The following is a 14,207-nucleotide window of genomic DNA, read 5'->3' on the forward strand; positions in this document are numbered from 1 at the left end:
ACAATGGACAGGTGACTGTTGCAGCAACCCCTCCCGCCCCCAAGCTGGAACTCCCGCCCCTGAAGCTGGGTCCCATCACCGTGGACACGCCGGTGATCCTGGCGCCCATGGCCGGCATCACCAACTCCGCCTTCCGCAGGCTCTGCCGTGAATACGGCGGCGGCATGTACGTGGCGGAGATGGTCACCTCCCGTGCCCTGGTGGAGCGGACCCCGGAGTCCCTGCGGATCATTTCCCACGACGACGACGAAAAGGTGCGGTCCGTCCAGCTGTACGGCGTGGACCCGGTGACCGTGGGCAGCGCCGTGCGGATGCTCGTGGAAGAGGACCGCGCGGACCACATCGACCTGAACTTCGGTTGCCCGGTCCCCAAAGTCACCCGCCGGGGCGGCGGCTCGGCCCTGCCCTGGAAGATCGACCTTTTCACCTCGATCGTGCAGACGGCCGTCAGGGAAGCGTCGAAGGGCAACGTCCCGCTGACCATCAAGATGCGCAAAGGCATCGACGATGACCACCTCACGTACCTCGACGCCGGCCGCATCGCCCGCGACTCCGGAGTGGCCGCCGTCGCCCTTCACGGCCGGACTGCCGCCCAGTTCTACTCCGGTCAGGCCGACTGGTCCGCCATCGCGCGCCTGCGCGAGGCCCTGCCGGACATCCCGGTGCTGGGCAACGGGGACATCTGGTCCGCGGAAGACGCGGTCCGCATGGTCCGTGAAACCGGCGTTGACGGCGTGGTGGTGGGCCGCGGCTGCCAAGGCCGGCCCTGGCTGTTCGGTGACCTGCAGGCTGCCTTCGAAGGCAGCGACACCCGGCACAAGCCGAATCTGGGCCAGGTGGCCCAGGGCGTGTACCGTCACGCCGAACTGATGGTGGAGACTTTCGGCGACGAGAACAAGGCGCTGCGGGAGATCCGCAAGCACATCGCCTGGTATTTCAAGGGCTACGTGGTGGGAGGCGAACTCCGCACGCGGATGGCTTTGGTGAGCAGCCTTGGGGAACTGCGCGCCGCCCTGGACGAGCTGGACGCCGCTTCGCCCTACCCGGGCAACGACGCCGAAGGCCCCCGCGGCCGCGCCGGCTCACCCAAGAGGCCGGCCCTCCCGAAGGACTGGCTGGAGTCCCGGGCCCTCAATGCCGACCAGTCGCGGGACATCTCCGCGGCGGAACTGGACGTTTCCGGTGGCTGAAACGCGCACTGCAGCCCCCGTCCTGCCGGGCTACGACACCCACGACTCCGCGCGCTGGGTGGAGGAGCCGCCCAAGAACGTCTACCGCTCGGACTTCGAACGTGACCGTGCCCGTGTGCTGCATTCCTCGGCGCTCCGCCGGCTGGGTGCCAAAACCCAGGTGGTGGCACCGGACACGGATGATTTCGTCCGCACCCGCCTGACCCACAGCCTCGAGGTTGCCCAGGTGGGCCGCGAGCTGGGCCGTTCCCTCGGCTGCGATCCCGACGTTGTGGACACCGCCTGCCTCAGCCACGACCTTGGACACCCGCCGTTCGGCCACAACGGTGAATCGGCGCTCAACGAGGTGGCGCACGCCATCGGAGGTTTCGAGGGCAACGCCCAGACCCTGCGGCTCCTGACCCGGCTCGAGCCCAAGGTGCTGACGCCGGACGGCCAGCCCGCAGGCCTTAACCTCACCAGGGCCAGCCTGGATGCGGCAGCCAAATACCCGTGGTCCGCACTGGAAGCCCCGGTGATCCACGGCCAGCGGACCAGCAAGTTCGGCGCCTATGAGGACGACCTGCCGATCTTCAACTGGATCCGGGAGGGCGCTCCGGAGCGCCGCTCCTGCCTGGAGGCCCAGGTGATGGACCTCGCGGACGATATTTCGTATTCCGTGCACGACGTCGAGGACGCGATCGTGGCCGGGCACTTCCAGCTGCGCTGGATGGACAACCCGGACCACCGCGCCCGGGTGGTGGGGTACGCCAAGCAGTGGTACCTGCCGCACAACGATCCCGCCGCCATTGACGCCGCGCTGGCCCGGCTCGAAGCCACGGACGTGTGGGTGCGCGAGGCCGACGGCAGCCGCAAATCCATGGCGGCCCTGAAAAACATGACCAGCCAGCTGATCGGCAGGTTCTGCCAGAGCGCGCTGGAAACCACCCGCGCCGTGTACGGCCCGGAGAACCTGACGCGGTTCAACGCCGAGCTCATGGTTCCGGACGAGACCGTCATGGAGATCGCCGTCATGAAGGGCCTGGCCACCACGTTCGTGATGACCACCGAGCACCGCCAGCCCATCTACGAGCGCCAGCGGGAGGTGCTTCACGCCCTGGTCACCGCGCTGAGCGCCACCGGGGACCGCCACCTGGAACCGATGTTCGCGGCGGACTGGCGGGACGCGCCCGACGACGGTGCGCGCCTTCGCGTGGTGATCGACCAGGTGGCGTCGCTGACCGACGGCTCGGCGCTGGCCATGTACGAACGGCTGGTAGGGAGCCTGCCGTCCCTGTGGTGACCCTGGTTACTCCGGCGCGTCCGATGTCCGGCCCCGGCACTAGGATGGCTCTGTGCCAGGCCTGATCAAACGCGAAGATATAGACGAAGTACGCCAGCGCACGGACATCAAGGAAGTGGTTGACGGGTACGTCACGCTCAAGGGCGCCGGGCTGGGGACTTTCAAAGGCCTGTGCCCCTTCCACGACGAACGTTCCCCCTCCTTCACCGTCCGGCCGCAGGTGGGCCGCTACCACTGCTTTGGCTGCGGCGAGGACGGAGACGTCATCGCCTTCGTGCAGAAGCAGGACCACAGCTCCTTCCAGGAGGCCGTGGAGAAGCTGGCAGCCCGGATCGGCTACGAGCTGCGGTACGAGGACGGCGGAACCGGCCCCAACCGCGAGGAAGTGGGGCGCCGGCAGCGGCTGCTGGACGCCCACAAAATCGCCGACGAGTTTTTCCAGGCGCAGCTGCTGACGCCCGGCGCCGCGGAGGCCCGCACCTTCCTGCATGGCCGCGGGTTCGACCGGGCGGCCGCGGAGCAGTTCGGTGTGGGCTACGCCCCACAGGGCTGGGACGCGCTGCTCAAGCACCTCCGCGGCCGGGGCTTCACGGATGCGGAACTGAAACTCACGGGGATGTTCTCCGAAGGCAACCGGGGGATCTACGACCGCTTCCGCGGGCGCCTGATCTGGCCCATTCGCGACATCGCCGGGGACACCATCGGTTTCGGCGCCCGCAAGCTCTATGAGGACGACCAGGGCCCCAAGTACCTCAACACCCCCGAGACCGCGCTCTACAAGAAGTCACAGGTGCTGTACGGCATCGACCTCGCCAAGCGCAGCATCGCCAAGGAGCGGCAGCTTGTGGTGGTGGAGGGCTATACGGACGTGATGGCCTGCCACCTTGCAGGAATCACGACGGCGGTTGCCACCTGCGGCACCGCGTTCGGCACCGACCACATCAAGATCGCCCGCCGCCTGCTGTCCGACGACGGCACCGGGGGAGAGGTCATCTTCACCTTCGACGGCGACGCCGCCGGGCAGAAGGCGGCGCTGCGCGCCTTCGAGGAGGACCAGCGCTTTACTGCCCAGACCTACGTCGCCGTGGAGCCCACCGGTGCGGATCCCTGCGACCTGCGGCAAAGCAGCGGAGACGAAGCCGTGCACGCGCTGGTGCAGTCCCGCCGGCCCCTGTTTGAGTTCGCCATCCGGACCACCCTGAAGCAGTTCAACCTGGACACCGTGGAGGGGCGCGTCCAGGGCCTGAAAGCCTCGGTGCCCGTGGTTGCCGCCATCCGCGACGCCTCCACCCGGACCGGTTACTGCCAGGCCCTCACGGGCTGGCTGGGCATGCCGGACCCGAACGAGGTGCTGCGGCTGGTCACCACGGAAGTCAAAAATGCCGGCAAGCGCGGTGACCAGGGAGGGGCTCCCGCCGCCGCTCCACGGGCCTCCGCCCCCGGAGCCCCACCCGGCGGACCCGGCGTAGCTGCAGGGCCGCCGTCGGGAGCTGTGCCGTCCTACCACCGGCCCGACCCCCGGGATCCCGTGGCCTCCATGGAGCGGCAGGCGCTCGAGGTTGCCCTGCAGGAGCCGTCGCTCCTGGCGGGTGGGGTCTGGGAACGCTTTTCCGCCGCCCGCTTCGCCACCCCCGCCTTCCAGGCCGTCCACGACGCCATGCGGGCCACGGATCCCGCCCTCACTGCCGACCCCGTCCGGTGGGTTGAGCATGTGATGCACGAGGTTCCGGAACCATTGCGGCCCCTGGTATCCGAGCTTGCTGTTGTTCCGTTGCCCGCCAGCACCGAAGAAGCAGTGCAGAAGTACTGCCGGGACATCCTCTCGCGGCTGTTCGAGCTTCAAATTACCCGGGTCAAGGCGGACAAGATGGGCCAGCTCCAGCGGCTGGACCCCGCGGCTGATCCGGAAATGTACCAGCGGCTCAACCGTGAACTGATGATGCTGGAGATGGAACGCCGGGCGCTCAGGTCTGACGCCTGAGCCGTTCCCGCGGCAGCGCCGGACCCTATGACGCCGTTTCCCGATTTCGCTTCCAGCCGGGGTCTTTGCTAGGCTAATACCCGCTTCATTCCTCCTTAGCTCAATTGGCAGAGCATTCGACTGTTAATCGAAGGGTTGCTGGTTCAAGTCCAGCAGGAGGAGCGCACAATCCCCGTTCCGGCCTCCGGAACGGGGATTTTTTATGCCCGCAACTGCCCGTTCCACCCCGGATTAGCGCCGATTTCACTTTGGCCGGAAACCTTTGCTAATGTCATACCTGCTTCATTCCTCCTTAGCTCAATTGGCAGAGCATTCGACTGTTAATCGAAGGGTTGCTGGTTCAAGTCCAGCAGGAGGAGCAACACGGAAAATCCCCGTTCCTCCTTTGTGAGGCACGGGGATTTTTGTTTGTTAGACGAAGTCCATCTCCACCTGCAGGAAGCGCTCCGCCTCCGCGATGGCTGCCAGGAACGCCTCTTTTTCGGTGGGCGACGTCCGGGGCTGGCGGGGGTTCCACTCGTGGGGAGCCGAATGGATTCGCACCACTCCGGTGTCCGGCGGCGCGTAGAAAATACCGAAGCGCTGCACAGGCCATTCGGGGGAGGCCTCAGGGGCTACCAGCAGCGCGGCATTGAAAGCGGGGTTGTACCACTGCGCGATGGGCCGCCGCCGGTCCTCAGTAAACAGTCCCGCCGCATACAGCGCTGCTGACTGTTCGCCCGCCTGGGCACGCAGCCGTTCCCACCACAGTGGCAGTATCCGGTGATCGCACCGTTGCCATGTGGCCGGAAGCGGCGGTTGGTCCTGCCAGGTGGGCACAAGCACTATTTTATCGCGGGCGCCCTGCGGGTGGCAGGTACTCCACGCCCGCCACGCGCTTTGCTTCCGCCCCTGCGGTACGGCTTCAGGGTCGGTTCCAGGGCCCCGGGTTGACGCGGTACAGCAGTGCCGACCCTGCAACCATGCCCAGGACAATGCCCATGGCAGGGTTGCCCAGGGCCCGGCCGGCGAAGTAGCCCGCGACGGCGCCAATCACCGCTCCGAGGAAAAGTCCCCGGCGGTTCCGGTGCGGCCTGCGCTTTGGTGTGTTCTGCACGGCGTCAGTGGATCGACGGAACGGTACGTGGCCGGACCACCAGCCACAGGGCTGCGATGGCCAGCAGGATGCATGCTCCCTGCACCGCACCCATGGGGGCGGCGCTGGTGATGCCCAGCCAGCCGACCACCGGTGAGATGAGCCCCGCCATCATGAACGTCGAGAACCCGAGCAGGGAGGCTGCAGTACCGGCCTGTCCCGCGTGGCCGGCCAGGGCGAGCACCTGCACGCAGGGGAACATGAACCCCGTTCCCAGGATGTAGAACCACAGGGGAACCAGCACGCCCCACAAGCCGAAGCCCAGCTGGTCGAACACGACGATCAGCGTGGCCATCACGAACATCCAGGCAGTGGCGGCAGCGATGATCCACTGCGGCGGAACCCGGCGGATGAGGCGGGCGCTGGTTTGGATGCCGGCAACAATACCCAGGGAGTTGATGCCGAACAGCAGGCCGTACTCCTGCGGGGAGAAGCCGAAAACGTCCTGGAACAGGAAAGGGGAGGCCGACAGGTACGTGAAGAGCCCGCCAAAGTTCAGCCCGGCCACCAGCAGCAAACCGACAAACACCCTGTCGCTGAAAAGGACCCGGTAGCGCTGGCGGGCCGTCATGCCGCTCTGTCGGCGCTTTTCAGGCGGCAGGGTTTCGCGGACCAGGAACAGGGCGGAGATGATCACCAGCGTCCCGTAGGCGGCAAGGAACACGAAGATCCCGGGCCATTCCATCACCAGGAGCAGCTGTGAACCGATCACGGGCGCCAGGATGGGTGCCAGCCCGTTCACCAGCGCCATGCGGGAAAACATCTTCACCATGGCGTATCCGGAAAACAGGTCCCGGACCATAGCCATGGCCACAACGCCGCCGCCGGCAGCCCCCACGCCCATCAGCACGCGGAAAATGCCCAGGGTGGTGATGTCAGTGGACAGGGCGGCGCCCACGGAGGCTGCAATGTGGACCGCCGTCGCCAGGATAAGCGGGGTGCGGCGGCCGAACCTGTCGCTGAACGGGCCCACCACCAGCTGGCCGATGGCGAATCCAACGGTGGTGCCGGCGAGGGTCAGCTGGACCTGGGCCTCGGTCACGCCCAGGCTCGCCTCCAGGGCCGGGAACGCGGGAAGGTAAAGATCGATCGTGAACGGACCCAACGCCGTCAGGGCGCCGAGCAGCAGGATGTACAAAAGTTTCCGGCGGCGGCTCAACAGGTCGCCCGGATTGCTGGGAGTGGTCACGGAGATCAATCCTAGGCCCGGCGCTGCCTAATTTTGCAGCGTTGTAGTCCACGCCGCCCGGCAAGCCCCGAAGTTCGCCCTGAACCTGAATGATAGTTTTGGTGCGGGGACTGTGCAGCTGCACTTTCCTGCAGCACACGGAAGCCGATTCGACCCATAACCAGTAAGGCGGAACCGATGAGCGGACGTCACAGCGGGCGTACCAGCCAGGGATTGCGCATCACTGCGCTGCCCAGGACGCTTAAACTCCTTTTCCGGTTGGCGCCGCGCCAGCTCAATGACGAAATCGCCTTCGCGAAGATTGAGCTTAAGCGCAAGGGAATACAGGTCGGAGTCGCCGCTGCCTTTTTCGCCGTCGCCCTCGTTTTCCTCCTTTTCCTGGTGGTGGGCCTCATTGTGGCAGCCATCATGGGACTGGCAACCATCATGCCCGCCTGGCTGGCCGCCCTGCTGGTGTCCGCGGCCTTCCTGCTGATAGCGCTGATCGGCGGCCTGATCGGGGCCCGGAAGTTCAAGAAGGCCATGCCGCTCATGCCGGAAGAGACCATCCGCGGCATCAAGCACGATATCGGTGTGGTCAAAGAAGGCTCCGCGTTCAACCCGGCTGTCCTTGACCCGCAGAGTCCCGAAGCCAAGGCGGCGAAGGCCGCAAAGGATGAAGCGGCTGCCAAGGCCAAGGCCGAGAAGGCAGCCAAGGCCGCTGAACACGAGAAGGAATTCCCGCACGCCTCCGAACCGGAGCTGGTGCGCAGGCTCAGCCAGCGCCGCCACCACCTCACCGAAGTGCGCGACGAACTCGGCACCGAACTGGATGTCAAGCCCCAGGGCAGGTACCTGCTGGCAACCGCCCAGGACAAACTGCGCGAAGGCCAGGCCCTGGCCGGCCACGGCAGGGATATTGCCGACCGGAAATTCGCAGCGTTGTCCGGATCCGCGGACCTGGAGCAACGCTGGAAGCCGCTGGCAGCGTTTATCGCCGCGGGAACCGTCTTCCTGGTCCTGGTGCGCAAGCTCCTCCGGACGTACTAGCACAGGGATAGGGCAGGCTCTTCGGCAGCCGCGGAAGTTCAGGGAACGGTAATTGCGCTCGCAGGGGGCGGCAGGAAGGAAGGGGGGACGGGGTGAAGTTCATTGGTGCCGGCTCCCGTCCCGGACGCCCCCAGGTGGACCACGACCTCGTGTTCACCATCCCCAACCTGCTGACCGTGGTGCGCTTCATGGGGGTGCCGCTCTTCATCTGGCTTGTCCTGGCCGAGAAGGAATACGGTGCCGCCGTTGTGGTCCTCGCCGTTATGGCCAGCACCGACTGGGTTGACGGGTACATCGCCCGCCGCTTTGACCAAGCCTCGAAACTTGGCAGGGTCCTGGACCCGATCGCCGACCGGCTGGCGCTGATCGCGGTCGCTGTCACGCTGGTGATTGCCGGCGTCGTCCATTGGCTCTACCTGGCCGCCCTGGTGGTTCCGGACGCTGTCCTGCTGACCATGACGCTGTTTTTCTTCCGTGGACACCCTGACCTTCCCGTGAGCGTGGTTGGCAAGGTGCGCACAGGCCTGCTGCTGCTGGGGACCCCCATGCTGGTCCTCTCACGCCTGGACACCGGGTTCTCCACCGAATTGTTCGTCGCCGCGTGGATAGTCCTGGGCCTGGGGTTGATCGGCCACTGGATCGCCGCCTACAACTACTTCTGGGCCATCCTGCGAAAGGGCAGAATGCAGGCACAGCACGGCGACGGGACCGCCTGATGGTATGGCTGGCAGTCGGGCTTGCGCTGGTTGGCGCGTTCTGCCTGGCCCTTGGTGCGCAGCGCCAGGGGAGCGCCGTCAAAGCCGACACTGGCGGCCTGGCCCTGAGCTCGAACGGCTTCCTGCGCCTGCTGCGAAATCCCCGCTGGGTGTTTGGCCTCCTGCTCCTGTGTGCCGGCATGGCCATGAACGCCGTGGCACTCGTGTCCGCACCGCTCACTGTGGTGCAGCCCATTGGCGCGATCGCCCTGGTGATCACCACCGTCATCAATGCCAAGGACCAGAACCTCACCATCAACCGGGCAACGGTGGTGGCCATCGCGGCCTGCGTGACGGGCTCTGCGCTCTTCGTCCTCCTGGCGGTCAACGTCACGCAGGAAAACCACGACGTAAACGTCGCTGACGAGATCACCATCGTGCTGCTGCTGGCCCTCGCCGTCGGTCTCTTCGGCACCCTGGCCGTGATGTTCAGGCACCGGATCAACGCCTTCGTCTATATCCTCGGCGCCGGGGTCCTCTTCGGGTTCGTGGCCGTCCTGACCCGGATCATCGGCAAGCACCTGCTCGATCCGAACGGGCTGTTCCTGCTGAACGTGCAGTGGTACTCCGTGGTGGCCCTCATCGCCGCGGGCGGGCTGGGGTCCTGGTTTGTCCAGAGCGCCTACTCGTCGGGTCCGCCGGACCTGGTGATCGCAGGACTGACCGTCATTGATCCCCTGGTGGGAATAGCCATCGGCATTGTGATCCTCGGCGAACTGCGGCCGGATGTCCACGCCGTGATGGCCATTGCCATGGGAACCGCTGCCTCCCTTGCTATCGTTGGGGTGATCGCCCTTTCCAGGCACCATCCTGAGGTCACGAAGCGCAAGAAGGACGCGCGGAAGGCCGTGGGCCGGGCGAGCCGCTAGCCATTGACCACCAGATCCCGCCCGTTATCTACGCAAGCAAGTTTCACCACGAGGCCAGGCGCCACCGCGCCAGCGGCCAACTGTGCTGCCAGTACATGCTGAACGCACCGTGACCATCAGGAGCTCTCCACGTGACCACGCCCGCAGACCAGCGTCCCTTGACCATCCTGATCGCTGCAGACACATACCCGCCCCACATCAACGGAGCAGCACAGTTCGGCTACCGCCTGGCCAAGGGAATGACCGGCCGCGGGCACAACGTCCATGTGCTGGCCTGCCGCGCGGACAACGGAAAGAGCTTCACGGAGTTTCGGCCCGAAGGGACAGTCCACAGGCTCCGCTCCCACGGCGTCCCCACGCACGAGTACTTCCGGATTTGCCTTCCGTGGGAAATCAAGAAGGAGATCAGCCTCCTCTTCGACCGCGTGAAACCCGACGTGGTGCACATCCAGAGCCACTACATGATCGGCGAGCACGTCCTGTACGAGGCCGTGAAACGCGGCGTCCGGATCGTGGCCACCAACCACTTCATGCCGGAGAACCTCAACCCGTTCCTGCCGTTTCCCCAGTGGTTCAAGGACATTATCGGCCGGATCTCCTGGAAGGACATGGGCAAGGTCATGGGCAAGGCGGACGTGGTCACCACGCCCACCCCGCTTGCCGCCAAGGCCATGCACCAGCACGCCTTCCTGCGCAAGGTGCTGCCGCTGTCCAACGGCATTGACTCCGCCGCCTACGAGCTCCAACCCGGCGAGCAGATCGAACCCCACCCGCACCCAACCGTGATGTTTGCCGGGCGGCTGGCCGAGGAGAAGCACGTGGATGTGCTCATCGAAGCCGTCAGCAAGACTCCGCCGGAACTCAACGTCCACCTGGAAATTGTTGGCGGCGGCGAGGTGCGCTCCTCCCTGGAGGAGCTGGTCCGCCGGCTGCGCATGACGGACCGGGTAAAGTTCCTGGGCCTCGCCAGTGACGAGGAACTGCGCCGGGCCTACATCCAGGCCGACCTGTTCTGCATGCCGGGAACGGCGGAGCTGCAGTCCCTGGTCACGCTCGAGGCGATGTCTGCCTCCACTCCTGTTGTGCTGGCGGACGCCATGGCCCTGCCGCACCTGGTGCGCGACGGCGAAAACGGCTACCTGTTCACGCCGAACGACAGCGACGACCTCGCCAAGAAGATCACCATGGTCCTGGAGCTCCCTGCCGACCAGCGGGCCGCCATGGGACAGGCCAGCCGGCAGATGGTGGAACCCCACAGCATCGATGGCACGCTGCAGACCTTCGAGGACCTGTACCGCGGAGCGCGCTTCGAGGACAAGGTGGTCTGAACGCTTTCCCGGGTTTGCTAGAGTAATTTTGCCCTGCCACCGCGTACCGATCGCGGGAGGTTCGGGACATCTAGGGGCTATAGCTCAGCTGGTTAGAGCGCGGGACTCATAATCCTAAGGTCCTCGGTTCAAGTCCGAGTAGCCCTACCCCCCAACGCGGAATCCGCGGCCGGCATGCATGCCAGCCGCGGTTTTCTTTCTAAAGCCTTAGATCTGCGGTAAGTTACTGAGCAGTAACTTACCGTGCTCCTTCCTGGAGAGCTCCGGTCACCGCTGATCATTGTGAGGTAACCATGTCCACCACCGCTGCCGACCTCAACGAACTTCCCTATGCGGATGGCGACTTTTTCGCCTTCGAGCAACTGCTGAGCGACAAGGAACGGGACCGGCTGGCGGAGATCAGGGAGTTCCTGGCCCGCGAAGTGCGGCCTATCGCAGTGGACTGCTGGAACCGGGGCGAGTTCCCGATGGACCTCATCCCGAAGCTTGCCGGCATCGACCTGGTCAGCCCCGTCCACCGGCAGGGCCACTCCAACCTGTTCGCCGGCCTGGTCCACGCCGAAGTGACACGCGCCGACACCTCCATTTCCACCTTCATGGGAGTCCATGACGGGCTGTTCACGGGTTCCATCGAAGCGCTGGCTTCGCAGGAGCAGAAGGATGCATGGCTCCCGGACATCTACAGCATGAAGAAGATCGGGGCTTTTGGCCTCACTGAGCCGCTTGGCGGATCGGACGTGGCGGGCGGAACCCGCACCACGGCGCGCAGGGAAGGGGACTCCTGGATCCTCAATGGAGAAAAGCGCTGGATTGGAAATGCAACCTTCTCCGACTGGGTGGTGGTTTACGCCCGCGACCTCGCCGATGACAAGGTCAAGGGGTTCCTGGTGGACACGTCACTCGGTGGCTTCAGCGCCAGCAAAATCGAGAACAAGATTGCGCTCCGCACCGTCCAGAACGCCGACATCAAGCTGGACAATGTGGTGGTGCCCGACTTCTTCAAGCTCGCCAACGCCAACAGCTTCCGCGACGTCAACAAGGTCCTGAAGGTCACCCGGCTCGGTGTGGCCTGGCAGGCCGTCGGCCAGCAGCTGGCTGCCTTCGACGTGGCCCGGCGCTATGCGGTGGAGCGCCACCAGTTCGGCCGGCCGCTGGCATCCTTCCAGCTGGTGCAAAGTCAGCTGGTCCAGATTCTGGGCAACGCCGTCAGCTCCATGGGCATGATGGTCCGGCTCTCCCAGCTGGAGGACGCCGGCGAGGCCAAGGATGAGCAGTCCGCCCTGGCCAAGGCTTTCACCACTGCGCGGATGCGTGAGAGCGTGGCGATCGGCAGGAGCCTGCTGGGCGGCAACGGCATTGTGACGGACTTTGAGATGGCCAAAATCTTTGCGGATGCAGAAGCTATCTATTCCTACGAAGGAACGCACGAGATCAACACGCTGGTGACCGGCAGGGCCATCACCGGGATCTCCGCTATCGTCTAGGGTCCATGGCAGGCCTCGTCAGGCCTGCTGCTCCCTAGGAGTCCAGGGGCAGCAGGACCGATGGCCTCAGGTCCATCACGAACTGCAGCGGATCCACGTAATCTTCCCCGCGCCGGACGCCCCAGTGGACACAGAGCACGGTAGAGCAATGCCCGGGAAGCGCAGTGCCAATAACCTGGCCCTCCGCCACTGGGGTCCCGGCGGCCAGGGTGCTGTCCACCGGCTCGAAGCTGCTCCGCAGCCCATCCCCGTGGTCGATGGTGATCACCGGCCGGTCCACCACCATGCCCACGAAGCTGACGGTACCCGCCGTCGGGGAGGTGACCGGTGCGCCGTCGGCCGTTGCTCCCAAATCAACGCCGCGGTGGCCGCTGAGCCAGGGCTTGGGCGGGGGATCGAAATGCCGCAGCACCTGCGGGCGCGGGGCAAGCGGCCATTGCCACGAAGGCACGGCCACCGCCGGGGAGCTGGCGCCCGCAGGGGAATGCCCCGCCTGCTGCACGGAATAGGCCGGCCCGAACGCCAGGGGCCCGCCGGCCGGGGTCAGCAAGGCCGGCAGCAGGAGAAGGGCCGCGAGCTGCCGTGATGGTTTCATGCCACCAGATTGCTCCTGCTTCAAAGGCGCCGGGAGTGCCCACGCCGGCTATGTGGACAAGCCCCGTGCCGGCGTCGTCACTGTCCTCGTCAGTGTCCTCCTGCTGAAGGTGCCTGTAGTACACTTGGTGGAGCAGTTTGCTGCGCCCTCAATGCTTTCGGTCCGGCGGATATCCCAGTGGTCTTTCCAACGGTATATGCCCGTGTCCGGAATGCGTCGGCACATCTCATTCAGGAGTGTGGGGGAGCAGCAGCTGACTACGCGCATCCAGCCCTCCTGCAAGCGACGCTCCGGCCTCGCTGACGGAGGATCAGGCCTCCTGCGGTCAGGACCATCGTCCTGATGGGAAGCATGGTGGATGCCAGGAGCACGGCCCGGCCCGGGCCACGCTAATCAACCGTCAACTATTGGCAGGGTAAGAGAGCCATGGGCTCTCTCATGAATGACCTGCCGGAAGGAGCGCCGGCATGCCCGTCGTAACCATGCGCCAGCTGCTTGACAGCGGCGTCCACTTTGGACACCAGACCCGCCGTTGGAACCCGAAGATGAAGCGCTTCATCTTCACCGAGCGCAACGGCATCTACATCATTGACCTGCAGCAGTCGCTGTCCTACATCGACCGTGCCTACGAGTTCGTGAAGGCCACCGTTGCACACGGCGGCACCGTTCTCTTCGTCGGCACCAAGAAGCAGGCCCAGGAAGCGATCGCCGAGCAGGCCACCCGCGTCGGCCAGCCGTACGTCAACCAGCGTTGGCTTGGCGGTATGCTGACCAACTTCCAGACCGTCTCCAAGCGCATCCAGCGCATGAAGGAACTCGAAGAGATCGACTTCGACGACGTCGCCGGTTCCGCTTACACCAAGAAGGAACTGCTGCTCCTTCGCCGTGAACTCACCAAGCTGGAAACCAACCTTGGCGGTATCCGCAACCTGACCAAGGCACCGTCCGTGCTCTGGATCGTGGACACCAAGAAGGAACACCTCGCCGTTGACGAGGCCAAGAAGCTGAACATCCCCGTTGTGGCCATCCTGGACACCAACTGCGATCCTGACGAAGTCGACTTCCCGATCCCGGGCAACGACGACGCCATCCGCTCCGTGAACCTCCTCACCCGCGTTGTTGCCGACGCCGTTGCCGAGGGCCTCATCGCCCGCAACAACCGCGGCACCGGTGCTGCCGAAGCTCCGGAAGAGCCCCTGGCTGAATGGGAGCGCGAGCTCCTCGAAGGCAGCAAGGCTGAAGAGGCTGCCGCTCCGGCCGCTGAAGAGGCTGCTGCTCCGGCTGCCGAGGAAGCTCCGGCCGCTGCCGAGGCTCCCGCCGAAGACGCCAAGTAACACAAGTACATCCGGATTTTCCGGCGCTGCCTGCAG

13 protein-coding genes and 3 tRNA genes are annotated in these 14,207 nt (G+C 65.4%); 12 read left to right on the top strand and 4 right to left on the bottom strand.

The genetic code is table 11. The features are described 5' to 3' along the window. The first annotated feature begins 11 nt into the window (after positions 1–11). The 5 genes from dusB to AC6CHP_RS14675 all read left to right on the top strand — a co-directional run bounded on the left by dusB (position 12) and on the right by AC6CHP_RS14675 (position 4,812). The gene (dusB, locus tag AC6CHP_RS14655; RefSeq protein WP_498230664.1) at positions 12–1,190 is read left to right on the top strand and encodes a tRNA dihydrouridine synthase DusB; all 1,179 of its coding nucleotides are present in this window, start codon (positions 12–14) and stop codon (positions 1,188–1,190) included. Next, positions 1,183–2,472: a deoxyguanosinetriphosphate triphosphohydrolase gene (locus tag AC6CHP_RS14660; protein ID WP_104185250.1), complete on the top strand. Its 1,290-nt coding sequence runs from the start codon at positions 1,183–1,185 to the stop codon at positions 2,470–2,472. Before dusB ends, AC6CHP_RS14660 begins: the two co-directional genes overlap by 8 nt. 52 nt (positions 2,473–2,524) lie before the next feature. Further along, a complete protein-coding gene (dnaG, locus tag AC6CHP_RS14665; protein ID WP_498230666.1) occupies positions 2,525–4,453 on the top strand; it encodes a DNA primase in 1,929 nt (642 codons plus the stop codon). Positions 4,454–4,542: 89 nt separating this feature from the next. Continuing rightward, a tRNA-Asn gene (locus tag AC6CHP_RS14670) sits at positions 4,543–4,615 on the top strand. A 124-nt stretch (positions 4,616–4,739) separates the two neighbouring features. Continuing rightward, positions 4,740–4,812, top strand: a tRNA-Asn gene (locus AC6CHP_RS14675). 52 nt (positions 4,813–4,864) lie between these two features. On the opposite strand, the gene AC6CHP_RS14680 is transcribed toward AC6CHP_RS14675, so the two are convergent. From AC6CHP_RS14680 to AC6CHP_RS14690, 3 genes are all read right to left on the bottom strand, one after another. Then, the gene (locus AC6CHP_RS14680; protein ID WP_377195701.1) at positions 4,865–5,272 is read right to left on the bottom strand and encodes a hypothetical protein; all 408 of its coding nucleotides are present in this window, start codon (positions 5,270–5,272) and stop codon (positions 4,865–4,867) included. Between the two features lie 85 nt (positions 5,273–5,357). Continuing rightward, positions 5,358–5,549, bottom strand: coding sequence for a hypothetical protein (locus AC6CHP_RS14685; protein WP_104185248.1), 192 nt, complete (start codon positions 5,547–5,549; stop codon positions 5,358–5,360). A gap of 4 nt (positions 5,550–5,553) precedes the next feature. Beyond that, complete coding sequence (locus AC6CHP_RS14690; RefSeq protein WP_188732172.1) at positions 5,554–6,777, bottom strand: multidrug effflux MFS transporter; 1,224 nt, start codon at positions 6,775–6,777, stop codon at positions 5,554–5,556. A gap of 177 nt (positions 6,778–6,954) precedes the next feature. On the opposite strand from AC6CHP_RS14690, the gene AC6CHP_RS14695 reads away from it, so the two are divergent. The 6 genes from AC6CHP_RS14695 (at position 6,955) to AC6CHP_RS14720 (ending at position 12,242) form a co-directional block, all read left to right on the top strand. Next, a complete protein-coding gene (locus AC6CHP_RS14695; RefSeq protein WP_498230669.1) occupies positions 6,955–7,806 on the top strand; it encodes a phage holin family protein in 852 nt (283 codons plus the stop codon). 92 nt (positions 7,807–7,898) lie between these two features. After that, positions 7,899–8,522, top strand: coding sequence for a CDP-alcohol phosphatidyltransferase family protein (locus AC6CHP_RS14700; RefSeq protein WP_498230671.1), 624 nt, complete (start codon positions 7,899–7,901; stop codon positions 8,520–8,522). Continuing rightward, a complete protein-coding gene (locus tag AC6CHP_RS14705; protein WP_188732169.1) occupies positions 8,522–9,430 on the top strand; it encodes a DMT family transporter in 909 nt (302 codons plus the stop codon). The genes AC6CHP_RS14700 and AC6CHP_RS14705 overlap by 1 nt, the downstream gene beginning before the upstream one ends. Before the next feature lie 131 nt (positions 9,431–9,561). Continuing rightward, a complete protein-coding gene (locus tag AC6CHP_RS14710; protein ID WP_427115275.1) occupies positions 9,562–10,758 on the top strand; it encodes a glycosyltransferase in 1,197 nt (398 codons plus the stop codon). A gap of 73 nt (positions 10,759–10,831) precedes the next feature. Then, positions 10,832–10,905 (top strand) — tRNA-Ile (locus tag AC6CHP_RS14715). A 146-nt stretch (positions 10,906–11,051) separates the two neighbouring features. After that, the gene (locus AC6CHP_RS14720; protein ID WP_498230673.1) at positions 11,052–12,242 is read left to right on the top strand and encodes an acyl-CoA dehydrogenase family protein; all 1,191 of its coding nucleotides are present in this window, start codon (positions 11,052–11,054) and stop codon (positions 12,240–12,242) included. Positions 12,243–12,276: 34 nt separating this feature from the next. Here AC6CHP_RS14720 and AC6CHP_RS14725 read toward each other — a convergent pair whose 3' ends face one another. Continuing rightward, complete coding sequence (locus AC6CHP_RS14725) at positions 12,277–12,837, bottom strand: M23 family metallopeptidase (RefSeq protein WP_498230675.1); 561 nt, start codon at positions 12,835–12,837, stop codon at positions 12,277–12,279. 467 nt (positions 12,838–13,304) lie between these two features. On the opposite strand from AC6CHP_RS14725, the gene rpsB reads away from it, so the two are divergent. Beyond that, entirely contained in the window at positions 13,305–14,171 is an 867-nt protein-coding gene (gene rpsB / locus AC6CHP_RS14730; RefSeq protein WP_188732164.1) for a 30S ribosomal protein S2, read from the top strand. Positions 14,172–14,207 lie beyond the last annotated feature (36 nt).

The organism is Pseudarthrobacter sp. GQ63 (genome assembly GCF_059758765.1).

What these genes read in the sequence shown, in the direction of transcription:
- AC6CHP_RS14695 (WP_498230669.1), top strand. Translation starts at nt 6,955, where the DNA reads ATGAGCGGACGTCACAGCGGGCGTACCAGCCAGGGATTGCGCATCACT.
- AC6CHP_RS14705 (WP_188732169.1), top strand. Translation starts at nt 8,522, where the DNA reads ATGGTATGGCTGGCAGTCGGGCTTGCGCTGGTTGGCGCGTTCTGCCTG.
- AC6CHP_RS14720 (WP_498230673.1), top strand. Translation starts at nt 11,052, where the DNA reads ATGTCCACCACCGCTGCCGACCTCAACGAACTTCCCTATGCGGATGGC.
- AC6CHP_RS14725 (WP_498230675.1), bottom strand. Translation starts at nt 12,837, where the DNA reads ATGAAACCATCACGGCAGCTCGCGGCCCTTCTCCTGCTGCCGGCCTTG.
- rpsB (WP_188732164.1), top strand. Translation starts at nt 13,305, where the DNA reads ATGCCCGTCGTAACCATGCGCCAGCTGCTTGACAGCGGCGTCCACTTT.